Origin of the sequence: Variovorax beijingensis (genome assembly GCF_003951285.1) — a bacterium.
Taxonomy (GTDB): Bacteria; Pseudomonadota; Gammaproteobacteria; order Burkholderiales; family Burkholderiaceae_C; genus Variovorax; species Variovorax beijingensis.
This window is the reverse complement of the sequence record NZ_RXFQ01000007.1, coordinates 280,682-305,984: the sequence shown is the minus strand read 5'-3', so window position 1 is coordinate 305,984 and position 25,303 is coordinate 280,682. Positions and strand designations below refer to the sequence as shown.

The 25,303-nt window shown below is 68.9% G+C and carries 26 protein-coding genes; 14 read left to right on the top strand and 12 right to left on the bottom strand.

The window, feature by feature from the left end:
* Positions 1-36 precede the first annotated feature (36 nt).
* The 3 genes from EJO66_RS14800 to EJO66_RS32550 form a co-directional block, all read right to left on the bottom strand.
* Positions 37-2,187, bottom strand: a complete 2,151-nt coding sequence (locus tag EJO66_RS14800; RefSeq protein WP_125965504.1) for a CHAT domain-containing protein — start codon at positions 2,185-2,187, stop codon at positions 37-39.
* A 144-nt stretch (positions 2,188-2,331) separates the two neighbouring features.
* Positions 2,332-4,518: a catalase HPII gene (katE, locus tag EJO66_RS14795; RefSeq protein WP_124958577.1), complete on the bottom strand. Its 2,187-nt coding sequence runs from the start codon at positions 4,516-4,518 to the stop codon at positions 2,332-2,334.
* The gene (locus tag EJO66_RS32550) at positions 4,515-4,682 is read right to left on the bottom strand and encodes a hypothetical protein (RefSeq protein ID WP_012745663.1); all 168 of its coding nucleotides are present in this window, start codon (positions 4,680-4,682) and stop codon (positions 4,515-4,517) included. The genes katE and EJO66_RS32550 overlap by 4 nt, the downstream gene beginning before the upstream one ends.
* Before the next feature lie 336 nt (positions 4,683-5,018).
* Here EJO66_RS32550 and EJO66_RS14790 point away from each other — a divergent pair, with 336 nt between their 5' ends.
* Complete coding sequence (locus EJO66_RS14790; protein WP_124958576.1) at positions 5,019-5,837, top strand: transglutaminase-like domain-containing protein; 819 nt, start codon at positions 5,019-5,021, stop codon at positions 5,835-5,837.
* A gap of 14 nt (positions 5,838-5,851) precedes the next feature.
* Here EJO66_RS14790 and ligD read toward each other — a convergent pair whose 3' ends face one another.
* From ligD to EJO66_RS14775, 3 genes are all read right to left on the bottom strand, one after another.
* On the bottom strand, positions 5,852-6,760 hold the full coding sequence (ligD, locus tag EJO66_RS14785; protein ID WP_125965503.1) for a non-homologous end-joining DNA ligase: 909 nt from the start codon (positions 6,758-6,760) through the stop codon (positions 5,852-5,854).
* On the bottom strand, positions 6,757-7,782 hold the full coding sequence (ku, locus tag EJO66_RS14780) for a non-homologous end joining protein Ku (RefSeq protein WP_124958574.1): 1,026 nt from the start codon (positions 7,780-7,782) through the stop codon (positions 6,757-6,759). The genes ligD and ku overlap by 4 nt, the downstream gene beginning before the upstream one ends.
* Positions 7,783-7,861: 79 nt before the next feature.
* Positions 7,862-8,857 (bottom strand): M14 family metallopeptidase, encoded by a 996-nt coding sequence (locus tag EJO66_RS14775; RefSeq protein ID WP_124958573.1) that lies wholly within the window; start codon positions 8,855-8,857, stop codon positions 7,862-7,864.
* Between the two features lie 218 nt (positions 8,858-9,075).
* Here EJO66_RS14775 and EJO66_RS14770 point away from each other — a divergent pair, with 218 nt between their 5' ends.
* Positions 9,076-9,348 (top strand): hypothetical protein, encoded by a 273-nt coding sequence (locus EJO66_RS14770; RefSeq protein ID WP_124958572.1) that lies wholly within the window; start codon positions 9,076-9,078, stop codon positions 9,346-9,348.
* 9 nt (positions 9,349-9,357) lie between these two features.
* On the opposite strand, the gene rpe is transcribed toward EJO66_RS14770, so the two are convergent.
* Positions 9,358-10,056 (bottom strand): ribulose-phosphate 3-epimerase, encoded by a 699-nt coding sequence (gene rpe, locus EJO66_RS14765; protein ID WP_124958571.1) that lies wholly within the window; start codon positions 10,054-10,056, stop codon positions 9,358-9,360.
* 71 nt (positions 10,057-10,127) lie between these two features.
* On the opposite strand from rpe, the gene apaG reads away from it, so the two are divergent.
* The 6 genes from apaG to EJO66_RS14730 all read left to right on the top strand — a co-directional run bounded on the left by apaG (position 10,128) and on the right by EJO66_RS14730 (position 16,145).
* On the top strand, positions 10,128-10,523 hold the full coding sequence (gene apaG, locus EJO66_RS14760) for a Co2+/Mg2+ efflux protein ApaG (RefSeq protein ID WP_012745656.1): 396 nt from the start codon (positions 10,128-10,130) through the stop codon (positions 10,521-10,523).
* A 125-nt stretch (positions 10,524-10,648) separates the two neighbouring features.
* On the top strand, positions 10,649-12,622 hold the full coding sequence (locus EJO66_RS14755) for a site-specific recombinase (protein ID WP_125965502.1): 1,974 nt from the start codon (positions 10,649-10,651) through the stop codon (positions 12,620-12,622).
* Positions 12,619-13,890: a cation:proton antiporter gene (locus tag EJO66_RS14750; RefSeq protein WP_124958569.1), complete on the top strand. Its 1,272-nt coding sequence runs from the start codon at positions 12,619-12,621 to the stop codon at positions 13,888-13,890. Before EJO66_RS14755 ends, EJO66_RS14750 begins: the two co-directional genes overlap by 4 nt.
* Complete coding sequence (locus EJO66_RS14745) at positions 13,887-15,086, top strand: YbdK family carboxylate-amine ligase (protein WP_125965501.1); 1,200 nt, start codon at positions 13,887-13,889, stop codon at positions 15,084-15,086. The genes EJO66_RS14750 and EJO66_RS14745 overlap by 4 nt, the downstream gene beginning before the upstream one ends.
* Positions 15,087-15,244: 158 nt before the next feature.
* The gene (locus tag EJO66_RS14735) at positions 15,245-15,826 is read left to right on the top strand and encodes a hypothetical protein (protein WP_125965500.1); all 582 of its coding nucleotides are present in this window, start codon (positions 15,245-15,247) and stop codon (positions 15,824-15,826) included.
* A gap of 85 nt (positions 15,827-15,911) precedes the next feature.
* Positions 15,912-16,145 (top strand): hypothetical protein, encoded by a 234-nt coding sequence (locus EJO66_RS14730; protein WP_125965499.1) that lies wholly within the window; start codon positions 15,912-15,914, stop codon positions 16,143-16,145.
* Here EJO66_RS14730 and EJO66_RS14725 read toward each other — a convergent pair.
* Positions 16,136-17,200: a GlxA family transcriptional regulator gene (locus tag EJO66_RS14725; protein ID WP_240648578.1), complete on the bottom strand. Its 1,065-nt coding sequence runs from the start codon at positions 17,198-17,200 to the stop codon at positions 16,136-16,138. The two genes, EJO66_RS14730 and EJO66_RS14725, sit on opposite strands and share 10 nt — an antisense overlap.
* A 104-nt stretch (positions 17,201-17,304) precedes the next feature.
* Here EJO66_RS14725 and EJO66_RS14720 point away from each other — a divergent pair, with 104 nt between their 5' ends.
* Together EJO66_RS14720 and thiL are read left to right on the top strand one after the other, a co-directional pair.
* Complete coding sequence (locus EJO66_RS14720) at positions 17,305-17,934, top strand: isochorismatase family protein (protein WP_125965498.1); 630 nt, start codon at positions 17,305-17,307, stop codon at positions 17,932-17,934.
* A 25-nt stretch (positions 17,935-17,959) separates the two neighbouring features.
* Positions 17,960-18,919 (top strand): thiamine-phosphate kinase, encoded by a 960-nt coding sequence (gene thiL, locus EJO66_RS14715; RefSeq protein WP_124958565.1) that lies wholly within the window; start codon positions 17,960-17,962, stop codon positions 18,917-18,919.
* Here the strand turns inward: thiL and EJO66_RS14710 are convergent, their stop codons facing one another.
* Both EJO66_RS14710 and EJO66_RS14705 read right to left on the bottom strand, forming a co-directional pair.
* Complete coding sequence (locus EJO66_RS14710; RefSeq protein WP_124958564.1) at positions 18,920-19,630, bottom strand: DUF3053 domain-containing protein; 711 nt, start codon at positions 19,628-19,630, stop codon at positions 18,920-18,922.
* Between the two features lie 88 nt (positions 19,631-19,718).
* Positions 19,719-21,215, bottom strand: coding sequence for an MFS transporter (locus EJO66_RS14705; RefSeq protein ID WP_125965497.1), 1,497 nt, complete (start codon positions 21,213-21,215; stop codon positions 19,719-19,721).
* Between the two features lie 166 nt (positions 21,216-21,381).
* Between EJO66_RS14705 and EJO66_RS14700 the strand changes: the two genes are divergently transcribed.
* The 4 genes from EJO66_RS14700 to EJO66_RS14685 are packed head-to-tail and all read left to right on the top strand — an operon-like array spanning position 21,382 to position 23,276.
* Positions 21,382-21,909 carry a phosphatidylglycerophosphatase A family protein gene (locus tag EJO66_RS14700; protein WP_124958562.1) on the top strand — a complete coding sequence of 176 codons (528 nt, stop codon included), beginning with the start codon at positions 21,382-21,384 and terminating at the stop codon, positions 21,907-21,909.
* Positions 21,903-22,457 (top strand): CinA family protein, encoded by a 555-nt coding sequence (locus tag EJO66_RS14695; protein WP_125965496.1) that lies wholly within the window; start codon positions 21,903-21,905, stop codon positions 22,455-22,457. Before EJO66_RS14700 ends, EJO66_RS14695 begins: the two co-directional genes overlap by 7 nt.
* Position 22,458: 1 nt before the next feature.
* A complete protein-coding gene (locus tag EJO66_RS14690) occupies positions 22,459-22,965 on the top strand; it encodes a nuclear transport factor 2 family protein (protein ID WP_124958560.1) in 507 nt (168 codons plus the stop codon).
* Positions 22,962-23,276, top strand: coding sequence for a GNAT family N-acetyltransferase (locus tag EJO66_RS14685; protein ID WP_124958559.1), 315 nt, complete (start codon positions 22,962-22,964; stop codon positions 23,274-23,276). Before EJO66_RS14690 ends, EJO66_RS14685 begins: the two co-directional genes overlap by 4 nt.
* Here the strand turns inward: EJO66_RS14685 and EJO66_RS14680 are convergent.
* On the bottom strand, positions 23,266-24,453 hold the full coding sequence (locus tag EJO66_RS14680; protein ID WP_124958654.1) for an MFS transporter: 1,188 nt from the start codon (positions 24,451-24,453) through the stop codon (positions 23,266-23,268). The genes EJO66_RS14685 and EJO66_RS14680 overlap by 11 nt on opposite strands.
* 46 nt (positions 24,454-24,499) lie before the next feature.
* A complete protein-coding gene (locus EJO66_RS14675; RefSeq protein ID WP_125965495.1) occupies positions 24,500-25,282 on the bottom strand; it encodes a UPF0149 family protein in 783 nt (260 codons plus the stop codon).
* Between the last annotated feature and the right edge of the window lie 21 nt (positions 25,283-25,303).

Sequence of the window (25,303 nt, the reverse complement as noted above, 5' to 3'; positions counted from 1 at the left end):
CGCCGAACAGACATGGCATTTCTTCTTTTCATGTCATCAGCTCCCCACCGTGAGACGCCAGTTGCCGATCAGGTTGAACGGCGCCCAGAAGAAAGGGTGGGACATCTTGGGGTCCTTCAGCACCGCCAGCTGCCCAGCCTGCATCGCCTTCTGGATGTCGCGGCCCTTGGCCAGCTCGCCGTAGAGCGTGCCCATGAGCACCGCGGTCGCGTCGTCCGACACCGGCCACAGCGACGCGATCAGGCTCGAGCTGCCGGCCGAGAGAAAGGAGCGCGTGAAGCCCAGCACCTCGTCGCCCTGCGCGATGCGCCCGAGCCCCGACTCGCAGGCCGACAGCGTGACCAGCGCCGTGCCGTCCATCGGCAGGCCGAGGATCTCGTGCGCCTCCAGGAAATTCTGCTTGCCGCCCTCGTTGGCCAGCAGGATGCGCGAGTACAGCGGATCGACCGCGTCGGCCTCGGCATGCGCCGCCACGTGCATCAGCGGCGAACGCGCGGCCACGTCGCGGAACTGCGTCTTGGTGGCCGCGGCGCCCATGTACACGGTGTTGCGCGGGAACAGCTGCGCGAGCTGCTTCACCTCCACCTCGGCGCCGGGCAGGTCGTACTTGTCCTCGATGCGCGGGTTGCCGAAGGCGGTGAGCGATGCGCCCACGCGCGGCGAGCGCTGCGCGAGCTGCACCGCGATGCTGATCGAAGGCGCCACCGCCACAGGATGCGTCTCGATCACGTAGCGCCCGTCGAGCCGCAGCGCCTGGAACGGCAGGTAGTGCAGCGGCCCGTGCGGCACCACGATCAGCCGCTGCCCCGGTGCCAGGGCCAGCGGCCCGAGCAGCGCGGCGCCGAGCTTGTCGGCATTGGTGATGGCCGCGCGGCGGCCGCGCACGATGGAGTTGCGGAACACCTCGACCAGTTCGGTGAGCTCCTCGCGGCGCACCGCCACCGTCTTGGCCTCGATGCCGGCCGGACCGACGACCCACACCAGCAGCCGGTCGGGCAGCGAATGGAACTGCACCACGCGCTCGTCGGGCGCGAGCGTGCCCTGCAGCGTGGCAAGGTCCACGGTGGTCGCGGCGCGCTCGTTGATCTTCGCGCGGCCGCGCACTGCATCGAGCAGCGCGCGCGAGCGGCTGCGCTCGCTCACTTCGAAGGCCTGGCGCGCATCGCCCGCATCGCTGTAGATCGCGACGCCGCGCTCGAACACCGACTGCAGGTCCGAGAACAGGCCCATCTTGAATTCTTCGCTGCGGAACCTGGCGCGCACCTGGTCGATGCCGCCCAGCGCGCGCGCCACGGCCTCGGCCGCGGCCTGCTTCTGGCCGAGCGCGAGTTCGCTGCGCGCCACGCCGTCCCAGGCCCAGAGGCGGTAGTACTCGGTGTCGGTGCCGACCTGCCGCTCGGTGAGCGCGCGGTAGAGGTCGCGCGCCTCGGCCGGCTTGTTCTCGGCCAGCAGCAGCCGCGCGCGGGTGCGCTCGAGCTGGGCCGTGAGCGGCGCGTCCCTGGGCGGCGCCATGCCCGCGAGCACTTCGCGCGCCCTGGCAGCGTCGCCCGATTCGATCAGCGCATTGACGAGCGAGGCCTGCACCAGCGGCGCATAGCGCGACGAACTGTTGGCCAGCGCCTCGTCATAGCTGATCACGGCGCCCGCGTAGTCGCCGCGGCGGGTGCGCACGTCGCCGATCACCTTCTGCACCGGGCCGACCACCAGCCTGGGGTCGCGCGCCGGATGCTTGAGCGCCTCGCGTGCGAATTCCTCGGCCTTCTCGAGCTGGCCCGAATAGCTGTAGACGATGGCCAGGTCGCGATTGGCCATGGCCAGCAGGTTCGGATCGCTCGTGGCATTGGCCAGGTGCAGCGCCTTGCTGGCGGCGCGCACGCTCTGGCGGAATTCGCCGGCCTCGGCCAGCGCCACCGCCTGGCTGCAGTACTGGTAGCCGGACAGCTTGACCGCGTCCTGCCCGTAGAGCACCGCGCCTTCGCTGGTCAATGCCAGCAAGGTGTCGGTGTCGGCGAGCCGGGCCTGCTCCGCCCGGCCGGCCGCGGCTTCGGCATTCGGCGCCTGTTGCTGCTGCGCCGATGCCGGGGACCCATGGCCCAGCAAAAGAATGGCTGCCAGACCCAGCGCACCCAGGGCCCCTGCACGACGTGCCGAGCGCTCCCATTCCGTTCTTCTCGAAAACCACGTCATTGGACCCCCGCGCGCGGCCCGTGTGCCCGCGGTTGCGGGGGTCGACGTCGCGGAAGTGCGCGCCGTTCAGGCCTCGTGGGGAAAGTCTAGGATCGGGCCCCTGCGGCGCCTATTCGCAAGAAGGTCTAGCGCGAATGGACTACATCAGGCTGGGATGGCATCGATGTTGGCGCGGTCCCAGTGGCGGTGCTTTGCAATGGCGGCAATGAAGGCCTGCGCGATCTGCGTCGCCTCGCTGGTGTCGCCGAGGTTGGTGACCGGCGTGGCCGCGACGATGACGCCGGCGGGTGCGTCCCGCTGCTGCGCGTTCGCGCCGATGCCGAGCGTGGAGAGCAGCTGCACGCCGTCGCCCACGCTGCAGATGGCCTTGCAGTGCTTGTACGCCTCGAGCACGAAGTGCACCGCATCGCCCATGCCCGCCAGCGCCGCAACGCCCTGGGCGCCGCCGGGGATCAGCACGGCATCGAACATGACCGACGGCCCGTTGGCGAAGGTCATGTCGACGTCGATCTGCCGCTTCGTTGCGCTGGCGATGGTGCCCAGGCGGGCGCCGACCACCTTGCATTTGCCGCCGGCCTGCTCGAGCGCATCGCGGATCGGCTTGAGCGAGGCGGAGTCGACGCCGTCGGCCGCGAGGATCGCGATCCTGCGCGTGCGGATCGAACCGTCGCCGGTGTCGGCCATGCTGAGCGCGGGCGACTCCTCGATGGGCAGGGTCATGCGGTGCTCCCGGAACCCTGCGCGGCCCGCGGCCGCCTTGGCATCCGGCGCGCCGATGCCCAGCGGCTCGGCCACCCGGCGCGCGAGCTTCTCGTCGACGTGCGCCAGGTTGTCGACCATGCGCTGGCGAATGGCCGGCACCTCGACCTTGGAGAGCTCGAAGCGGAAGGCCGCAATGATGTGCTCCTTCTCGGCCGCGCTCTGGCTGTTGAAGAACAGCCGCGCCTGCGTGAAGTGGTCGTCGAAGGTCGGGCTGCGCCGGCGCACCTTGGGCGACTCGAGCTCGTCGGGATGCGACTGGAAGCCGGCGCTGCCGCCGTCGACCCTGAACTCCTTGCCGTCGCCCAGCGAGTTGGGCTCATAGGCCACCTGGCCGCGCGCAATGGCCTGGCGGTGCATGCCGTCACGCTGGAAGTTGTGGAACGGGCACACGCTCTTGTTGATGGGCAGCTCGTGGAAGTTGGCACCGCCCAGGCGCGAGATCTGGGTGTCGGTGTAGGAGAACAGGCGCCCCTGCAGCAGCGGGTCGTTGCTGAAGTCGATGCCCGGCACCACGTGCCCCGGATGGAACGCCACCTGCTCGGTTTCCGCGAAGAAGTTCTCGGGGTTGCGGTTGAGCACGAGCCGGCCGATGCGCTGCACGGGCACCATCTCCTCGGGGATCAGCTTGGTGGGATCGAGCAGGTCGAAGCCGAGCGAATTGGCCTTGTCGGGCGGCACCAGCTGCACGCCGAGCTCCCACTCGGGAAAGTCGCCCTGGTCGATGGCTTCCCACAGGTCGCGGCGATGGAAGTCGGGGTCCTTGCCCGCGACCTTCTGCGCCTCGTCCCACGCCAGGCCGTGGATGCCGAGCTTGGGCTTCCAGTGGAATTTCACGAAGTGGCTCTCGCCGCGGATGTTCACGAAGCGGAAGGTGTGCACGCCGAAGCCTTCCATCATGCGCAGGCTGCGCGGAATGGCGCGGTCGCTCATCGCCCACATCAGCATGTGGGTGCTCTCGGGCATGAGCGAGACGAAATCCCAGAAGGTGTCGTGCGCGCTGGCGGCCTGCGGCATCTCGTGGTGCGGCTCGGGCTTCACGGCATGGATGAGGTCGGGGAACTTCATCGCGTCCTGGATGAAGAACACCGGGATGTTGTTGCCCACGAGGTCGTAGTTGCCCTCTCGCGTGTAGAACTTGACGGCAAAGCCGCGCACGTCGCGCACCGTGTCGGCCGAACCGCGCGAGCCGGCCACGGTGGAGAAGCGCACGAAAACGGGTGTCTTCGCGTCCGGGTCCTGCAGGAAATCGGCGCAGGTGAACTGCGACATCGACTTGTAGACCTGGAAATAGCCATGCGCCGCCGAGCCGCGCGCATGCACCGCGCGCTCGGGAATGCGCTCATGGTCGAAGTGCGTGATCTTCTCGCGCAGGATGAAATCTTCGAGCAGCGTGGGCCCGCGCACCCCGGCCTTGAGCGAATTGTGGTTGTCCGGAATCTGAAGACCCTGGTTGGTCGTCAGATTGGGCGCATGATCGGTTGCGAATCCATCGAGCTGCTGCTGCTTGGCGTTGCTGCCGTCCGTGGCCTTCGAGCGGCGTCCGGCGGCGGCCTTGTTCTGAGGCGTCATCGAGGGTCTTTCATGGGAGGGTCAGCTTCGTTGTCGAGAAAAAGGTCCAGCACGTTCACCAGCGCAATCAGGCAGATGAAGCCCGCCACGGCGGCCACCACCCAGAACAGGATTTCATCCCCCCAAGCACCGGTGAGTGAATCGAACAGCGACGACAGATCCATGATTCGCTCCAGCAGATCAGATTGAAAAACTCGATGCTTGCGCTGCGGCCTCCATGAAGCCACGAAAGCGGGTTCGCGGGGGCAGTTGCGAGCGAATCCAAAGGTTATGTTTTTCTCACACTGTTACCCGTAGTGGCGCCTCGCCCACCCTTGTGGGAGAGGCGGTGCCTACGGGGTAGGAGCGCACCGACAGCACCTGGCTGCCGCCTACGCGGCCTGGCGTGTCGGCCCGCATCCGCGCCTCGTTCGCAGCCGTAGCATCGAACACAGGCGGCACGAAGCCTGCTTGGGCATTCGTGGACCGAAGCCATTTACACAGGGAAGAGAGAAAGAAACATGCAGATCAAGATCGGTTTCGACATCGAACTCGCCGTCACGGCGCCCACGGCACTGGTCTACATGCTGCATGTCCACCCTTCGCGCGCGGCGGACCTGCAGGACGGCGAGCACGTCACCCTCACGCCGCCGCTGCATACCGACTACTACATGGACGGCTTCGACAACCATTGCGCGCGCGTGCGGATTCCCGCGGGCGTGCAGAGCGTGCGGCTGCGCAACCATGCGGTGGTGTTCGACCCGGGCTGGGCCGATCCGGTGGACTTCGGCGCCGCCGAGCACGCGGCGGCGGACCTGCCGGTCGCCACGCTGCCCTTCCTGCTGCCGAGCCGCTACTGCGAGGTCGACAGCGAACTGCTCGCGTTCGCCTGGAGCAACTTTTCCAGCGTGGCACCGGGCTGGCACCGCGTCCAGTCCATCTGCGATTTCGTGCACGAGCACCTGCGCTTCGACTACCAGAGCGCGCGCGCCACGCGCACGGCGCTGGAGGGGTTCCGCGAGCGCACGGGCGTGTGCCGCGACTTCGCCCACCTGGCGATCACGCTGTGCCGCTGCATGAACATTCCCGCGCGCTATGCCACCGGCTACCTGGGCGACATCGGCGTTCCGCCCGTGCCCTCCCCGATGGACTTCAGCGCCTGGTTCGAGGTGTACCTGGGAGAGCGCTGGTACACCTTCGATGCGCGCCACAACGTGCCGCGCATTGGCCGCATCGTGATTGCGCGCGGACGCGACGCGGCCGACGTGCCGATCACCATGGTGTTCGGCGCCAACTCGCTCAAGCGCTTCGAAGTGACGACCGAGGAAGTGCCGCAATAGGCCCGCGGCCTTGCTCAGGCGGGCAGGAAGCCGAGCATCTCCATGGCATCGCGAAGGCCGGTGCGGCTGCGCTCCATCGCGTCCCAGGGCGTGTTGCCGGTGGCCAGGCGCGGGCCGATGTTGGCCACCGTCCAGTGGGCGGCGCTGTCCAGGTCGGGCAGCTCTTCCCAGGCCAGCGGCACCGACACGCCCATGCCGGGCCGGGCGCGCGCCGACCACGCACTGACGGTGGTGGCGCCGAAGCCGTTGCGAAGGTAGTCCGCGAAGATCCTGCCCACGCGGTTGCGCGGCCCGCTCTTGGCCACGAAGCGCTCCGGCACGGTGCGCGCCAGGTGCTCGACGATGGCCCGCGAGAAGCCGCGCACCTCGTCCCAGCCGAACTGGCGCCGCAGCGGCACCACCACGTGCAGCCCCTTGCCGCCGCTGGTCTTGAGGAACGACGGCAGGCCGAGCTCGTCGAGCAGCACGCGCACCAGCAGCGCTGCTTCCTGCATCTGCTGCCAGTCGATGCCTTCGCCGGGGTCGAGGTCGAAGGTCATGCGGTCGGGCTTGCCGATGGCGCGCGAGGTGGCGTTCCAGGTGTGCAGCTCGACGGTGTTGTACTGCGCCGCGCCGAGCAGCGCCTCGGCAGTGTCGATCTGCAGCAGCGGGTCGTGGCCCGGGTCGAGCGCGGGATCGAGCAGCTTGATGCCCGCGATGTCGCTGTGCTGCGCGTGCTTCTGGAAGAACAGCTCGCCGCCCACGCCGTCGGGCGCGCGCACCAGCGCCACCGGGCGCCCCTCGAGGTGCGGCAGGATCAGCGGCGCGACGCGCGCGTAGTAGGCCGCGAGATCGCCCTTGGTGAGGCCGCTGGCGGCGTCGATCACGCGCTCCGCGTGCGTGATGCGCGGCGCCTTCTGCGCCGTGGCCATGCGCCCGCTCATGCCGCGCGGCGCCGGGCGGTGGCGGCCTTGGCCGCAGTGCGCTTGCGTGCGGCGCCGCCGCTGCTGCTGCTTTTTGCGGCGGTCTTGCCATGGGCCCCGGGCTTGGCCTTGGGCCTGGGCTTGGCCCTGGTTGCCGCGGGTGCCTCTTCTTCATCGTCGCTGTCTTCGCTGGCCGCAGCCGCCTTGCCGCCCCCACCCTTGCGCAGGCTGCGCTGCAGCAGCTCGGTGAGGTCGATGATCTTCGCGCCGCGGCTCTCGACAGACTGGCCTTCCTCGGGCTCGATCTGCGCCACGGTCTCGGTCTGGCCCGCGGCCACCTTGCGGTCGACCAGCCGCAGGATCTCGTCCTTGAACTCGTCCTTGTACTCGTCCGGGTCCCATTCGGCGCTCATGTCCTCGACCAGCTGCTCGGCCATCTTGATCTCGTGCTCGCGCAGCCCCGCCTTCTTCGCGTCTTCCGACGGCAGCGGGAGCTCGGTCCAGGGCCGGATGTCGGCGCCCCAGCGCAGCAGGTTCAGCACCAGCCCCGGGCCCACGGGCACGAGCGCGGCCAGGTGCTGCTTGGTCTGGATCACCACGCGCGCCACGCCGATGCGCTGGCTGCGCTGCAGCGTCTCGCGCAGCAGCGCATACACCTTGGCACCGCGGTTGATGGGCGCCACGTAGTAGGGGCGCTCGAGATAGACGAACGGAATGCCGTTGGCGGGCACGAAGCTCTCGATCTCGATGGTCTGCGTGGTCTTGGGATAGGCGTCGGCAATTTCCTTGTCGCTCAGCACCACGTATTCGCCATCCTCGTACTCGATGCCCTTGACGATGTTCTCGCGCGCGATCTCCTTGCCGGTCTTCTTGTTGATGCGCTTGTAGCCGACCGGGTCCATCGTGCGCTTGTCGAGCCAGTCGAAGTCGATGCCGTGGTCGGTGGTGGCCGAGTACAGCGCCACCGGAATGTGGACGAGGCCGAAGCTGATCGCGCCCTTCCACAGGACGCGCGGCGCGGGGGCTTTTTTCGAGACTGCCATGGACACACTCCTTCAGCCTCGAGACTCTGCGCCCCGCGCCGCTGCGCGATGTAGGAGCGCGGCGGCGCCTGCCGTAGGTTCAGGCGGCGGCGGGCCCGAGCACGCGCTCGCTCGGATGCGCGAAGTAGAACCATTCGGCGCCGGGCAGCGCCAGCGCGTTGGGAAAGACGATGAATCCGTCGTCCGGCGCGCTCACCAGCGTGCCGTCGTGGCGCATGCCGATGGGTTCGCCGCGCTGCACCGCATCGAAGGTGGCCCAGTCGCGCACGAAGCTGTCATCCTCGTGCAGCCGGTCGGTCACGCTCGCCAGGCGCAGCAGCTGCGGCGGCTTGGGCGGCTCCGCCAGCAGGCCCTGTGGCAGCGCCGCCATGCCGAGCAGCGCGAGCGCGCGGCGGATGGCGCGCCACGCCACCTCGGGCGCCTTCGGGTCCCGGTGCTGGCCGCATTCGAGCGTGACGCCGTAGCCGCCGCAATTGCGGATGTACTCGTTGGTGCCGCGGCCGAAGTCGATCGCGTCCTCGCCCACCGCGATGCCGGCGGAACGCTGCGCGAGCCCGGCAGCATAGATGTCGAGCCAGCCCTCCACCACGATGGGCGTGCCCAGGTGCAGCGCGAGCAGCCCCTCCTCGCTGGCGCGCGCGAAGGGCTCGAGCGTGCCGGTGTTGTCCCGCGGGCCGATCATCGCGAAGGCCTCGCCCTCGCTCTGGAAGGAATGCAGGTCGAGCAGCACGTCGTGCCGCTCGATCAGCGGGCACAGCACGTTGGTGACCCGGTCTTCGTAGTCCGCGGGCTCCGCGCTGGGCTTGAACAGGCGGTTGAGGTTGCGCTCGCCCTCGCGCTGCAGGCGCCGCCGCGCCAGCGGGTTGGCGACCGGCACCAGCGTGAGCTGCCCGCGCCGCAGCCGGAAGGTGCCGCCGTCGAGCTCGGCCAGCACGCGCTCGATGCCCGCGGTACCGCAGGTCTCGTCGCCATGCACGCCGCCCAGCACGAGCAGCCGCGGACCGGGCTCCAGCGCGGCGAAGGTATGGATGCGCAAGTTGTCGGTGGCGGCGGCCGCAAGAGGATCGGAGGACATCCGGGCGATTATTGCGGAGGCCTTCCCCTGTGCGCAAAGCCGCTACTCGTTTCATAGCGGCACATTGCGTGCGTGCGTGCGTGCGTGCGTGCGTGCCTGCGGCCCGGCGCGCCGGGCCTACAGGGCATGCCTGGGCTGTCCTACCGGCTGCGGCCGGCGCGCCATGCAGGCTCGCCGTGGATGCACACAGACACCGCGAAGCGAAGGAACCAAGCGCCATGAGCAGCACCAAGCCCCGTACCAAGGACCCGGCCGAACCGAGCGACCCGCTGCGGGACGCCGGCGGCGGCGACACCAAGACCCAGCAGGGCGGCGATTCGGCGCCGCGCCTGCCGCACGAGCACGACGAGTCTTCCGACAGCCAGGAGACGCAGGACGGGCAGCCGCCCGAGGTCGGCCGCCAGGGCCACGAGGACATCGAGCGCGGCGTCGTGGACACCGACCGCGGGCCGGTCACGGACCGCGTCTACAACGACAAGGTCAAGCGCTGACCGAAGTTCCTACTTGCCGCCCACGCCCGCGAGCTGGTCGCGCATGGACGAGATCACCGCCGCGTAGTCCTTGGCGTTGAAGATCGCGCTGCCGGCCACGAAGGTGTCGGCGCCGGCGGAAGCCACGCGCGCGATGTTGTCGGCCTTGATGCCGCCGTCCACTTCCAGCCGGATGTCGCGCCCGCTCTGCTCGATGCGCTTGCGCGCGAGTTCGATCTTGCGCAGCGCCGAATCGATGAAGCTCTGCCCGCCGAAGCCGGGGTTCACGGACATGATCAGGATCAGGTCGATGTCGTCGATGGCCCAGTCGAGCGCCTCCAGGCCCAGCCCCGGGTTGAACACCAGCCCCGCCTTGCAGCCCGCGCCCTTGATGGACTGGATGCTGCGGTTCACGTGCGGCGAGGCATCGGGGTGGAAGCTGATGTAGTCGGCGCCCGCTTCCGCGAAAGAGGCGGCCAGCGCATCGACCGGCTGGATCATCAGGTGCACGTCGATCGGCACCGCCTCGCCGTCGGCCGTTTTGGCGTAGGGCTTGAGGGCCTTGCAGATCATCGGGCCGAAGGTCAGGTTCGGCACGTAATGGTTGTCCATCACGTCGAAATGGATCCAGTCGGCGCCGGCGGCGATGACCTTGGCCAGTTCGTCGCCCAGGTGGGCGAAATCGGCCGAGAGAATGGAGGGGGCGATGCGGAACGGCGTGCTGCTCATGCCCCGATTGTCGCAGCCGGCGGAAAACCCGGAAAGCAGTGCAAGGGAAGGCTCCAGTTACCATCGCGCGCATGCCGCACAGCCCCATCCGCGTCCAGGTCGAACCGCGCTATCTCGCAGACCAGTCCTCGCCCAAGGACAAGATCTACACCTTCGCCTATACCGTCACCGTGACCAACGAGGGCGAGACGAGCGCCCAGCTCATCGCCCGCCACTGGCTCATCAACGACGCCTCGGGCCATGCGCAGGAGGTCAAGGGCCTGGGCGTGATCGGCCAGCAGCCGCTGCTGGCGCCCGGCGAATCGTTCCGCTACACCAGCGGCTGCCGCCTGCAGGCGCCCAGCGGCACCATGCACGGCAGCTATTTCATGGTGACCGAGGATGGCGAGCGCTTCGACGTGCCGATTCCGATGTTCGTGCTGGAGGCGGACATCGGCGGGGCGCCCGTTTCACGGGTGCTGCACTAGCACTCCCCCAGGCTTCGCGCACTTCGTGTCGCTTCTCCCTCCCCCTCGCCGGGGGCAACACCTGAGGCCGGCAAAGCCGGTTCCTCGGTGTTTCTGGCATTTGGTTCTCCTTTTTAACTTTTTTCATGGCTGCTGCATCGCTTGACCTGCAGGGGCTGCTGGCCCGGCTTGATCCGACCGCGGACGTGGCGCAGCGCCACATCTGGCTGATCGACGTCTTCGACTGGCTGCGCGGCGACCGCGCGTCGCCGCAGGCCGCGGTGGGGCGGGTGTCGCTGCTGCTCGACGCGGTCGAGGCGCGGCCCGAGCTGCGCGAGCGCCTGCGTGCATGGTGGCGCGCCTTCACGCAGGCGGTCGACCTGACCACGCTGCTGGCGGACTACGGCTTTGCGCCGCGCACCGCCTTCGTGAGCGAGCTCACCGAACGGCTGCGCCGCAAGATCCTGCCCGGCACGCCCGAAACCACCGATGCCTCGGATCTTTTCCGTATGGTGCTGCCCGGCGCGTTCGACGCGGGCTGGATCGCGCTGCTGGACGACACGCAGCTCGCGCGCATCGGTGCCCTGCTGGCCGACGCCGCGCTCGACGACATCGACGGCGCCCCACGCTGGCGCCACACCGTGATGGACGCCGTCACCTACTGCAGCAGCCAGGTGGTGGCAGCCGGCTTCTCGCCCGAATTGCGGCTGCGCATGAGCGCGGCGAGCGAGAGCCGCGCCTTCCATGCGCTGATGTCCGATCTCGACGCATTGCGCGAGCAGATGTTCCGGGCACCCCGCGACGAAGACGCGCTGCAGGCCGCGTTCGCGGCCTTCCGCGACCGGCTCGACGCCTGCCGCGCCAGCGCCTCCTCGGTCTACACGCATCTGGAGGCCAACGGCGTCTCGGTCGGCCTGGTGTTCCGGCTGCGCCAGCTGCGCGAGCGGGTGCTGCGCATCCGCGAGCTGCTCGACTGCCTGATCTCGCCCGCACCCGCGCCCAGCGTGGCGCGGCTGGTGGGCCGGCTGGTGCTGGCCGGCGGCGAGCGCAACAGCATCCGCGCGCTGATCGCCTCGAACTCCTCGATGCTGGCGGCCAAGGTGACCGAGCGCAGCGCCGAAACCGGCGAGCACTACATCACGCGCGACCGTGCCAGCTACCTGCAGATGGTGCGCAAGGCCGCGGGCGGCGGCGCGCTCACCGCGCTGACGGTGCTGCTCAAGTTCGGCATCTATTCGCTGGCCCTGTCGGCCTTCTGGAGCGGGTTCTGGTCGGGCCTGATGTATGCCGCGAGCTTCGTCGCGATCCAGTTGCTGCACCTGACGCTGGCCACCAAGCAGCCCGCGATGACGGCGCCCGCCATGGCGGCGCGGCTGCGCGACATCAAAACCGATGCCGCGGTGGCCGATTTCGTCGACGAAGTGGCCAATCTGGTGCGTTCGCAGGTGGCGGCCGTGCTGGGCAACGTGGGCTTGGTGGTGCCCGCGATGCTGGCGCTCGCCCTCCTGGTGCAGTTCGCGCTCGGCCGGCCGCTGCTGGACGCGGCGCATGCCGCGGCCACGCTGCAGTCGCTCTCGCTGGCGGGCCCGACCGCGCTCTTCGCGGCCATGACCGGCGTGCTGCTGTTCGCGGCCAGCATCGTCGCGGGCTGGACAGAAAACGCCTTTGTCCTGCATCGGCTGGACTCCGCCATGCGTTACAACCCTCGCATCGGCGCTTTTCTGGGTGCCGCCCGCGCCCGCCGGTGGGCCACCTTCATGCGCACGAACATATCGGGCTTTGCCTCCAACATCTCGCTCGGGCTCATGCTCGGACTGCTGCCCGCATTCGCGGGTTTCTTCGGGCTCGGGCTGGACGTGCGCCACGTGACACTGTCGGCCGGGCAGATCGCGGCGGCCGCGGCCTCCATGGGCATGGCGGTGCTCCCGCAGCCCGCGCTGTGGTGGGCGGTGGCGGCCATCCCGGTGATCGGCGCGCTCAATGTGAGCGTGAGTTTCTATTTCGCATTCCGGCTGGCGCTGCGCGCGCACAGCGTCAGCCTGGGTGACCGCGCACGCATCCGCAGCGCCATCTGGGCGCGCTGGCGCAGCCGGCCCATCAGCTTTTTTCTACCTGCATGAATTTGACGAATCTCATCAACGACCTGCTGGGCTTCTGGTCCGAGTGGCTGCGCCCTTCGGCGGGCCTGCCCACCGTGCTGTGGTCGCTGCTGCTGGCCGCGGCGGCGGCCTCCGGCCACCTGGTGCAGCGCTACCTGGGCCTGCCCAAGGTGGTGGGCTATTCGATGGTCGGCGCGGTGGCCGGCCTGGCCGGCTTCGAGGGCGCGATCTGGCCGCTGCGCGGCATCAGCCTGTTCCTGCTGGAGCTCGGCGCGGCCGTGGTGCTGTTCGAAGCCGGCGGCCGGCTGCCGCTGCGCTGGTTCCGCCACAACCCGATGGTGCTGGTGCAGAGCCTGCTCGAAGCCACGCTCACCTACTTCGGCGTGTTCTGGATGCTGCAGCTGCTGGGCCTGCCCGATCCGGTGGCCAATCCCATCGCGCTGATGGCCATCGTCGCCTCGCCGGCGGTGCTGAGCCGCGTGATCATCGACACCCGCGCCTCGGGGCCGGTGACCGAGCGCGCCATGACGCTGGCCACGCTCAACACCTTCTATGCGCTGGCGCTCGGCTATGCGCAGGCCGGCCTGATCGAGCGGGCGCCGCAGACGCTGCTGCAGAAGCTCTATCCGGTGGCGGTGGTGCTCGGCCTCTCGTTCGTGGTCGGCGGCATCCTCGCACTGGCGCTGCGCACGGCGCTGCGCTTCATGAGCCCGACGAGCGAGAACACCTCGATCCTGCTGCTCGCGCTCATTGCGGCCGCCAGCGCCCTCACGGCCCACGTCGGCGGCTCGGCGCCGCTGGCCGCGCTGATCGGCGGGGTGCTGCTCAAGACGCTGAACCCCAAGCCCTGGGCCTGGCAGCGGCAGCTCGGCACGGCCTCGTCGCTGCTCACCATGCTGATGTTCGTGCTGGTGTCCATCGTGGCGGCGCAGGCCGATTGGACGCTGCCCGTGGCCAGCGTGGTGCTGGCGGTGATCGGCATCCGCCTGTTCGCCAAGATCGCCGGCGTGGCCATTGCCAACCCGGGCAGCGGCGCCAGCTGGAACCAGGCTTTCTGGGTGGGCTGCGCGATGTCGCCGCTGTCGTCGATCGCGCTGCTCATCGCCTCGAACTTCACCACCGCGTCGCCGCTGCTGGGCACCATGATCACGCAGGTGGCCCTGCCCTCGATTCTCCTGATGGAGGTGATGGGCGCCGTGCTCGCCACCGTGGCCATCCACGCGGTGGGCGAAAGCTCGGTGCCCTGGACGCCCCAGGCCTTCAGCACCACGGAGGACACGCAGCGATGACCGCGGCCATGCCCTTGCCCGACAGCGACGACTTCCGCTCCGCCGCGCTGCCCGCGGACCCGGAGAGCCGCGTGGTCAAGCTCGAACCCTTCAACCGCTCCGAGGCGCTGTCGCTCGGCGTGGAGCTCGAGCTGCAGCTCGTCAACACGCACGACTACGACCTGGCACCCTATGCCGAGGACATGCTGCGGCTGATGGCGCAGACGCCGCTGCCCGGCAGCGTGGTGCCCGAGATGACCTCGAGCATGATCGAGATCTCCACCGACATCTGCCACTCGGCGCAGGACGTGATCACGCAGCTCTCGCCGATCCGCGAGGCGCTCATCAAGAACGCCGACAAGCTCAACATCGCGGTGGTGGGCGGCGGCACGCATGCCTTCCAGCAGTGGCACGAGCGGCGCATCTACGACAAGCCGCGCTTTCGCGAGCTGTCGGAGCTGTACGGCTACCTGAGCAAGCAGTTCACCATCTTCGGCCAGCACGTGCACATCGGCTGCCCCGATGCCGACTCGGCGCTGCTGATGCTGCACCGCATGTCGCGCTACATCCCGCACTTCATTGCGCTGTCGGCCTCGTCGCCGTTCGTGCAGGGGCAGGACACGCAGTTCGACTCGGCCCGGCTCAACTCGGTGTTCGCGTTCCCGCTTTCGGGCCGCGCACCGTTCACGCTGAGCTGGAAGGAGTTCGAGGCCTACTTCGAGCGCATGACCCGCACCGGCGTCGTGCGCAGCATGAAGGACTTCTACTGGGACATCCGGCCCAAGCCCGAGTTCGGCACCATCGAGATCCGCGTGTTCGACACGCCGCTCACCGTCGAGCGCGCGGCCGCGCTCGCGGGCTACGTGCAGTCGCTCGCCGCATGGTTCCTGCAGGAGCAGCCCTTCGAGCCGACGGAAGACGACTACCTCGTCTACACCTACAACCGCTTCCAGGCCTGCCGCTTCGGGCTCGACGCGGTGTACGTGGACCCGGCCAGCGGCCAGCACATGCCGCTGCGCGACCACATCCTCATGACCATGACGCAGCTCGAATGGCACAGCGAGGCGCTCAACGCCACGCAGGCGCTCGGCGAGCTTCGCACCAGCGTGGAAGCCAACCGCAACGATGCGCGCTGGCTGCGCGAGAAGCAGGGCAAGGAGCGCCTCCTGGCGGAGGTGGTGCGGCAGGCGGCGCTGCGCTTTCGCGGCGGGGCCTAGCAGAACTCGAACGCAAAATCGAGTTGGAACGAGCGCAATCAGCTCGTTGCGAGTAGCGGCAGCGGGACGGGCGCCTACGCGTATGACGCCCTCGGTCGACGCCGGGCCAAGACAGTCAACGGCGCGACAGCTAGGTATAGAGTTAATGGGTGCTGGATATGCCTGTGCTGCAAGTGATTTTCGACATAAAAATCATGACCAATGCGTTTGAATTTGCTGTTGGGATCGTAGGCTTGCTGCTGCTTCATGAAGGCTTGGCGTCGCAACCGTCAGCTCGTACTCGCAGTCGCGCGGTTGCATTTGTCGGGCTAGCGATCGTCCTTGTTGGTGCTGCGCTTTTGTATTGGAATGCACAGGCATTGCGGAAATTTGCGAATGTGCTGCAAACACCGCCTCTAGCTGCGAAAGCAGCTATCCAGGCGGCAGAACTAGAGAAAGTGCCGCCAACCGAGCGGCGGGAACTAAGTGTTCGGGTAGCGAAGGCTGAGTTCGTTAGCGGCGGTGAACTTCTTGATGTCGTGACAGAGGATGGCCGGCTGGCGCCATACTCACCGAGCAAAGAAGATCTCGCAGCGCGTGATCGTCAACTGAAGGCGATATCGGAAGTGAACTCCCGGCGGCAAGAGTTGATAGATCGGGCACAACTGACAGAGACAGCTTCAATGCTTTGGCTGATAAGTTTGGTCATCGCCGTTTGCTCTGGGCTGTCGGCCGGGCACCTGCGTAGGCGGAGAAGTTGACTGTGCTGGAAGCGAAGGGCACGGCAAAGCAAGGCTGATTCTTGCAATCCGACATGGCGCTGAGAGCGGCACCTGGAGATCGCAAATGGAGAACCCGCTTATCCGTTCAGGCAACTATATCCGCCAGCGGAAAAATTTTCTGAAGTTCGCAGTCGTGTGCTTTGGCACAGTTGCTTCTGTTCTTTCTATTGCTTTCTTCGGCTCTTACGGCGGATGGCCGTTGTGGGTCTTTCTCATAATTGTTTCGTTCGCGGTGGGATATCTTTGGGGGATCGCGTTTTGGGCGCTGTTCTTGAAGAATGTCTTTCATCAGAAATGACCAGTTGTGCGGCCGTGCCCCTGGCGCTGGCCGATATCGCTGCCACGCCCAAATCCTCGATCGCGATTACCTCCACGTATGACGGAGCCGACATCCTGCGAGAACTGCCTGCGGTAGGCCGTGGGCGACACCTTGAACGCCGCCGCGAAGTGCTTTCGCAGCGACACCGCCGAACCGAAGCCCACGTCGGTGGCCACGCGCTCCACCGGCCGGTCGGAGGTCTCCAGCAGCCGCTGCGCGAGCGCAAGGCGCTGGTTCTGCAGCCATTGGCCGACGGTGGTGCCGGTGGCCTCGCGAAAGCGCCGCGTGAAGGTGCGCCGGCTCATCAGTGCGCGCCGGGCCAGGCTGTCGAGCTCATGCGGGCTCTGGAGATGGCGCCCCAGCCATTCGAGCAACGGCGCGAGGCGGTCGCCGTCGGCCGCGGCAGGCATCGGCTGGCGGATGTACTGCGCCTGTCCGCCCTGGCGGTGCGGCGCCACGACCATGCGCCGCGCCGCACGGTTCGCCGCCTCGGCGCCATGGCGCACGCGCAGCAGGTGAAGGCAGCAGTCGATGCCCGCGGCCGTACCGGCCGAGGTGAGCACGTCGCCATCGTCGACGTACAGCACCTCGGGCTGCAGCCTGACCCTCGGATATTGCCTGGCAAAGGCTGCGGCCAGGTTCCAGTGCGTGGTGGCCGGGCGGCCGTCGAGCAGGCCCGCCTCGGCCAGCACGAAGGCGCCCAGGCACAGCCCGACCACGATGGCGCCGCGCCGATGGGCCGCCTGCAGCGCGCGGATCAGCGCCGGCGGCGCGGGCCGGCCGTCGTCGCGCCATGAAGGCACGACCACGATCTGCGCACGCCGTATCGCCTCGAGCCCGTGCGGCACCACGAGCGTGAAGCCTGCATTGGTCTGCAGCGGGCCGGGCTCGGTGCCGCACACCAGCAGGCGAAAACGCGGGGCGCCCGCTTCCGTGCGGTCTTCGCCGAAGACCATGCACGGCACCGACAGGTGAAAGGGGCTGATGCCGTCGAAGGCGACGACGGCGATGGTTTCCGCGGTTTTTCCAGCCATGGCCCGATCTTATCGATGAATGGCTTCCGGGCCACTTTCTCCCGAAGGCTCCAGCGCGAACAATCGCGCCATCCCAACCACTTGCAACCACGGAGCCACCCACCATGAGCAACCATCCCGCCCCGCGCCGCGCCCTCGTCGTGATCGACGTGCAGAACGAATACTTCGAAGGCGGTGGACTGCCCATCGAGTACCCGCCGGTCGAAAGCTCGCTGCCGAAGATCGCGCAGGCCATGGACGCCGCGCGCGCGGCCGGCACGCCGGTGGTCGTGGTGCAGCACCACGCGCCCAAGGGCGCGCCGGTGTTCCAGGCCGACGCCCACAACGGCCAGCTGCATCCGGAAATTGCCAGGCGGCCGCGCGACCACCTGATCACCAAGACCTTCCCGAGCGTCTTCACCGGCACCGACTTCGCCGACTGGATCGCGCGCCACCAGGTCGACACGCTCAGCGTGGTGGGCTACATGACCCACAACTGCGACGCGTCCACCGTGTTCGAGGCCATGCACCGCGGCCTCAATGTGGAGTTCCTGTCGGACGCGAGCGGCGCACTGCCCTACTCGAATGCGGCCGGACAGGCCAGCGCCGAGGAAATCCACCGCGTCTTCAGCGTCGTGTTCCACAGCAACTTCGCGGCCGTGGCAAGCACCGAGGCCTGGATTGCCGCGCTGCAGGCCGGCCAGCCGATCGAGAAGGACAACGTGGTGATGTCGAACCGGCGCGCGCGGGGGTGAGCGGTTCAGCGCTTATGCTCGCCCCATGGGTGAATTCGACCTGATCACACGCTACTTCCAGCGCCCCGCCAAGCGCTCCCCGCTCGGCGTGGGCGACGACTGCGCATTGCTCGCGCCCGCGCCCGGCATGCAGCTTGCCGTGTCCTGCGACATGCTGGTCGAGGGCCGCCACTTTCTCTCGACCGTCGATCCCGCCCGGCTCGGCCACAAGGCGCTGGCGGTGAACCTCAGCGACCTGGCGGCCTGCGGCGCGAAGCCGCTGGCCTTCACGCTCGCGCTCGCGCTGCCCGGTGTCGACGAGCCCTGGCTCGAAGGCTTCTCGCGCGGCCTGTTCGCGCTGGCCGACGAACACGGCTGCGAGCTCGTGGGCGGCGACACCACGCGCGGCCCGCTCAACATCTGCATCACCGTGTTCGGCGAAGTGCCCGCCGGCGCGGCGCTGCTGCGCTCGGGCGCGCGCGTGGGCGACGACATCTGGGTCAGCGGCACGCTCGGCGATGCGCGGCTCGCGCTCGAGGCGTTCCGCGGCACGCTCGCACTGCCTGCCGACGTGTTCGCGCAGGCGCGCATGCGCATGGAGCAGCCCGCGCCGCGCGTGGCGCTGGGCCAGGCGCTGCGCGGCACGGCCTCCTCGGCGGTGGACGTGAGCGACGGCCTCGTGGGCGACCTGGGCCACATCCTCGCGTCGAGCAAGGTGGGCGCCACGCTCGATGCCGATGCGGCCACCGGCGTGATCGCCGCGGCCGCGTCCTGCGGGCTCGGCACCGAGATCCTGCGCACCTGCGCGCTTTCAGGCGGCGACGATTACGAGCTGGTCTTCACCGCACCGCCCGCGGCGCGCGCCGCGGTCGAACAGGCCGGCAAGGAAAGCGCCACGCGCGTGACGCGCATCGGCCGCATCGACGCCGAAGCCGGCCTGCGCATCGTGGACGCCGGCGGCGCGCCGGTTGCGCAGCGCTTCGGCTCCTTCGACCATTTCGTCTGATCAGGACCCTCGAACCATCGCCTGCATCTTGGCTTGGGCGGCGTTGATGGCATTCGACTGGCCATTGAGGTCCTGCAGCATCTTGTTGAGCTGCGCCTGCACGGCCGGATCGCTCACGCTGACCGACGATCCCGAGACCTGGATCTTCGACTTGTTCTGCTCGAGGTAGTCGCCCACCGCGAGCGCGCCGTCGAACACCTTGTCGAGCGCAGGAAACACCTCCTTGAAGGTGGCGGCCGGTGCCGAGACGGTCTTCTCATAGGCCTTGTCGTAGACCTGCTTCAGGTCGTCGGGCTGCTTGAGCTTCGCATGCGCGGCATCGGCCTTGGCCAGTTCCTGGTCGAGTGCGGTGCGCAGGCCGCCCAGGCCATCCTTGGCGGCCTTGAGGTCGTCGCGGCGTGACGCCAGGTCGGCAATCGAGCGCAGCGCACCCTTGGCCATGACCTGGCCCATCGGCTGGCTGACCGACTTGTTCATGCCCTCGTTGAAATCGGCGATCACCGCATAGTGCTGCGCATAGTCGCCGAAGGAGGTCTTCTCGTCGGCCGTGGGCGTGGGCACGCGCAGGCCGGGCTTGTCGAGCACGCGGGCCTGCAGGAAGCCGATGAAGGCGGTGCGCTGCTCGGCCTCCTTGCTGCCGCAGGCGGCGAGCAGAAGGCTGAACGCAAGGCACAGCCACAACGCGTTGGAACGGACCACGGCTCTTTTCATGATGGATGGGCGCTCGCGCTTGAATGGGTCGCCAAGCATACGATGACCAATGCCGCGGGCGAATACACCGGACGGCATGCAGGAAGGCCTAGGTCGGTTGCTTGAGCACGCCGATCAATCTCCGCGCGGCAACGAAGCGGACCACCAGCCACGCCGCCAGCGCGGGCGCGAACGCGAAGCTCGCGAACAGCCAGGCCGCGGCGGAGCGCGCGCCCGCGGCGCCACCGGGCTCGCTGAGGCCGGCGGCGTTGGCCACCAGCCCCGCCACTGCCGCACCCACCGCCATGCCGTAGAGCTGCACGGTCGTGATCGAGGCCGAGGCCAGGCCTTCCTGCCCGGCCGGCGCGAGCGACATCACGCGCGTGACCAGGTGCGGCCATCCGATGCCCACGCCCAGCCCCACGGCCGCCAGCGCGATGGCGGCCAGCAGCATCTCGAGCCCCGGTGCGAAGCGTCCGGGGGCCGGCAGCAGCAGCGCGAGCGCGGCAAGCCCCAGCGTGCAAGCCACCGGCCCGGCGCGCAGCATGCGGTCGGCGCCCGCGCCGCTGCGCCCCGACGACAGCAGCGAACCCGCGCTCCACCCGCCGGCCATCGCCGCCGTGAGGTAGCCGGCCGACAGCGGCGAATGGCCATGCAGCAGCTGCAGGAAGTACGGCACGAAGATCTCGGTGGTGGTGCCGATCAGGAGCAGCACCACGCTCGCGTAGATGGCACCCATCGGCGTGCGCAGCGCATAGGCGCCGGCGGGCAGCAGCCGCACCGCGGCGCGCCGGTCGATTCGCGTGGCGGCCACGCCGAGCCCGAGCCCCAGCACCACGCCGGCCGCCTGCCAGGCGAGCGCCGGCCAGAACTCGCTGGCCGCGATCACCAGCACCGAGGCCGCCAGCAAGCCGATCTGCAGCGCCGGGATGCGCGGCATGGCCGACGGCCGTTCGTGCCGCACGCCGGCCGCGGGCCGCAACTGCACCGCGACCAGCAGCGCCTGCACCGCAGCCAGCGGCAGCAGCGACCAGAAGGCCCAGCGCCAGTGCCCCGCCTGCGCGAACAGGCCGCCCACCGCGGGCCCGCAGAGCGTGGCCACGCCCCACATGCCCGACACCAGCGCCACCGCCCGCGGCCACAGCCGCGGCGCGAACACCAGCTGGATCAGCGCATAGCTCAGGGCCGCGAGCAAGCCGCCGCCCAGCCCCTGCACCGTGCGGCCTGCGAGCAGCCAGGGCATGGCCGGTGCGAGCGCGCAAGCCATCGAGCCCGCGCTGAAGACCACGAGCGCCGCAAGGCAGGCGCCGCGCGGGCCCAGCCGCGCAAGCAGCCGCACCGACAGCGTGGCGCCGAGGATCGACCCCACAACGAACAGCGTGGTGCTCCAGGCATACCAGTCGAGCCCGCCAATCTCGTTCACCACCGAGGGCAGCACGGTCGTCACGATGTGCACATTGACCGCATGCAGCGCGACGCCGCCCGTGAGCGCGAGCGCGCGCCAGCCGTTGCGGCCGCTGAACAGCTCGCTCCAGGTGGCAGAAGACGCAGGATGCAAAGAGGAAGGGTTGGCGGCAGCAGTGGAGTTGGATGAGGCGGCAGGCATATGGCGCGGTCCTTGGCGGACGACGGGTGGCAAAGCAAGGCCTGGATACTAGGCCCGCCCCGCGAATTAAACAAGCTATTGCTTTGATAAATAGAGGGTCTTGGACAGCCCCTCGAATGCGCGACACTCTGGCCTGATGCAAGTTGCTTCTTCCTCCGCAGGCCCCATGCCGCCAGCCACGCCCCGCCGTCCGTCGATCGCTTTCCTGTTGTCCCATCCGGCGCATTTCATCGCCATGGGCTTCGGCTCCGGCCTGCCGCGCGTGGCGCCCGGCACCGTCGGCACGCTCTGGGCCTGGGCTGCCTTCGCCGTGATGCAGCTGTGGTTCACGCCCGCGGCCATCGGCTGGATCATCCTGGCCGCGCTGCCGATCGGCTGGTGGGCCTGCAGCATCACCGCGCGTGACATGGGCGTGGCCGACCCGGGCAGCATCGTGTGGGACGAGGTGATCGCGTTCTGGATCGTGCTGTGGCTCGTCACCCCCGCCGGCCTCTTCGCGCAGGCCATCGCGTTCGGCCTGTTCCGCTTCTTCGACGCCGCCAAGCCCGGGCCGGTGGCCTGGGCCGATGCGCTGTTCAAGCAGCGCGACGCCGCCCAGGTGCGCTGGTGGCGCGCCGGCTTCGGCATCATCCTCGACGACCTCGTGGCGGCGTTCTGCACGCTCTTGGTCATTGCGCTCTGGCGCGCATGGTGAACTTGATGGAACCTTCGACCCCGGGGAATTCTCTTGCCGACCAGGACACGCCCTCGCTCGTCGCGGCCGCGGCCGAACTGCTGCTGAAGAAGGGCTGGATGCTGGCCACGGCCGAAAGCTGCACCGGCGGGCTCATTGCCGGCGCATGCACCGAGCTCGCGGGCTCCAGTGCCTGGTTCGAGCGCGGTTTCGTCACGTATTCCAACGCCGCCAAGACCGAACTGCTGGGCGTCGATGCCGCGCTGATCGAAGCCCATGGCGCGGTCAGCGAGCCGGTGGCGCGCGCCATGGCCGAAGGCGCCATCGCACATTCGGCAGCGCGCGCCGCGGTGGCCGTGACCGGCGTGGCCGGCCCCACCGGCGGCAGCCCCGACAAGCCGGTCGGCACCGTGTGGTTCGGCTGGTCGGTCGGCGGGCAGGTGCGCACCGAGCGCCGCCGCTTCGACGGCGACCGCGCCGCCGTGCGCGCGGCCACGGTGCACTACGCCCTGCAGACACTGGTGGGCCTGCTCGGCCCGCATCCCGGCACCACAACGAAGGCCCCATGACATGACGACATCAGCAGCCGCAGCCGCCAATGCCCAGACCATCGAACGCTTCTACGAGGCCTTCTCCAGGCTCGACGCCCCCGCCATGGCCGCCTGCTACGCCAGCGATGCGGCCTTCGACGACGAGGCCTTCTCGCTGCGCGGCCGGCACCAGGTGGGCGGCATGTGGCGCATGCTCTGCAATGCCACCAAGGCCAAGGGCGCCGACGTCTGGCGGCTGACCTGGCGCGACGTGCACGCCGACGACACCAGCGGCCAGGCGCACTGGGACGCGCACTACCGCTTCAGCGCCACCGGCCGGCTGGTCGACAACAGCGTCGATGCGCGCTTCGGCTTCACGCCCGACGGGTTGATTGCCACCCACCGCGACAGCTTTGCCTTCTGGACCTGGTCGCGCCAGGCGCTGGGTGCACCGGGCCTGCTGCTCGGCTGGACGCCGATGCTGCGCAACAAGGTACGCGCCACCGCGGCCGCCAATCTCGCCACTTATCTCGCACGCCAACCATGAGCAACAGCAACCTTGCCATCACCAACAACGAAGCCCTGCACCGCTATGAAGCGGCGCTCGAGGGCCAGCTCGCGGCCTACGCCGAATACAACCTGCTGACCGACGCCATCATGTTCACCCACACCGAGGTGCTGCCCGAGCACGAAGGCAAGGGCGTGGGCTCGGGCATTGCAAGGCATGTGCTCGACGAGGCGCGCGCCAGGGGGCTGCATGTGATTCCGGTGTGCCAGTTCATTGCGGGCTATATCCGCAAGCACCGCGAGTACGCCGACCTCGTGCGGCCGGACATCCAGCGCGCCTTCAAGATCTGAGGGCTTGCGCCTTCGGCGCGGGCAGCCAGGCGAAGGCCGCGATGCCCAGCAGCAGCAGCGCGGCAATGGTGGCCAGCACGGCCGTGAGCGGATCGCCGCCATGCGCCGCGGCCACCGAGGCCGCCACGCCGGTACCCCACTGCATGAGCGCAACGCCCAGGAACATCGCCATGGTGAAGACCGCCATCGCGCGGCCCGTGAGCGTCGCCGGGTAGGCCACGCGCACGTCGGCGTACTGCCAGACGATGAAGCCCGAGAGCACGCCGATCAGCACCATGCCGCCGATGTCCAGCCAGGCCGAGTGCGTGAAGGCGATGAGCGCGAACAGCGCCGCATAGCCGAGCGCGCAGACCACGATCCAGCGGCGGCGCGCGGCGCCGTCGCGGTCGAAGCGGCCGAACAGCGGCGCACCGAACAGCGAGATCACCGACACCGCGATGGCGACGTTGCCGCTTTGCACCAGCGAGTAGCCGTGGCGCTCCATCATGAGCGGCCCGAGCCAGAGCCCGCGCAGCGAGATGAAGGCGGCGTAGGTCACGGCCCCGAGCACCACGATGCCGAGCGTGTGGGGCATCGCGAGCAGCGCGCCGAACTGGCGGATGGCCTCGGGAATCGACTCGTTCACCTGCGGCACGGCCGAGGCGGGCTCGCGCACCCAGCGCCAGATCGCGAGCCACGCCAGCGCCGAGGCCACGGCCAGCACCAGGAAGCCCGCGCGCCACGAATACGCCTGCACCAGCCACGCGAGCGGCGTGCCGGTGGCCAGCATGCCCAGGCCGCCGATGGCCAGCACCAGGCCCGAGACGGTGGCAAAGCGCGCGGCGGGAAAGTGCCGCGCAATGAACACGGTGCACACCAGGAAGGCCGGTGCGCAGCCGATGCCGATCAGCGCCTGTCCCGCCACCAGCACCGCGTAGCTCGGCGCGAACGCCGACAGCAGCGCGCCCGCGATGGCGACCGGAAAGGCCACCAGCACCGTGCGCCGCACGCCATGCAGGTCGATGCCGATGCCCATGAAGAGCTGCATCGCACCAAAGGCGAAATGAAAGGCGCCCGAGAAAATGCCCAGCGCCTGGGCCGACAGCCTGAAGTCGGCCTGCAGCGGGCTCGCCATGATGGCGCCCACGGTGCGGAAGGCCTGGCTGAGCGCCACGCCGGCGCACAGCGCCAGCACCATGACCCACGCCGTGCGTGGCGTCAGCCGTGCGCTGGCGGGGCCGCTGTCAGGCACCGTGGCACTTCTTGTATTTCTTGCCGCTGCCGCAGGGGCAGGGATCGTTGCGGCCGGGCGTGGCTTCCTTGCGGAGGGTCTCGACCTTCGGGCCCAGGCTCTTCCAGAGCTGGCGCAGGTCGTACACGGCCCAGATGGCGGCGCCGAAATCGTCCAGCCGCTGCTGGCTCACGCTCGGCGGGCCGTCGTCGCTGAACATCGAGAGCGTGGGCTTGGCCCTGTCGTCCTCGGTCAGCGCCACGATGTTGTCGAGCGCGTCGTCGAGCATCTGGGCGGCTTCCTTGTCGCGCGGGGCGGCCCAGTCCTCGGGCCAGTTCTCGACCTCGTACATGAAGCCCAGCGCCCAGACCTGCGCGAACGAGGGAATCTCCTCGCCCGCCACCTCGGCGCGCTCTTCCTCGGGCAGCGAGGCAATGGCGCCGCGGGTGTCGAGCACCTCGGGCTGCCAGCTGCGCTCGTCGTCGAGCGACTGCACGTCGGCATCCAGGCCCTCCTCGATCTCGAGCCAGCGGCGCTTCCAGTTCCAGACGAACTCCATGTGCTGGGCCGGCACGAAGCCCTCGCCCAGAAGCACCGGCCAGTATTCGGCCGGCTCGATGGACCGGCGGGTGCAGATCAGCGCGGCCATGAAGCCTTCGCAGAATTCCCACTGGGGAATTTCCTCGTCCTGCTCGCGCATGGCGTCCAGCGCCTGGTCGAGGGCGTCGAAATCGTCGGGACCGAGGGGGGCGGAAGCGGCCGCTTCGGCCTGGGGGGTGTCGTGGTTGTTGGTCATGGCAAGTTCGGGGCAGCCCTC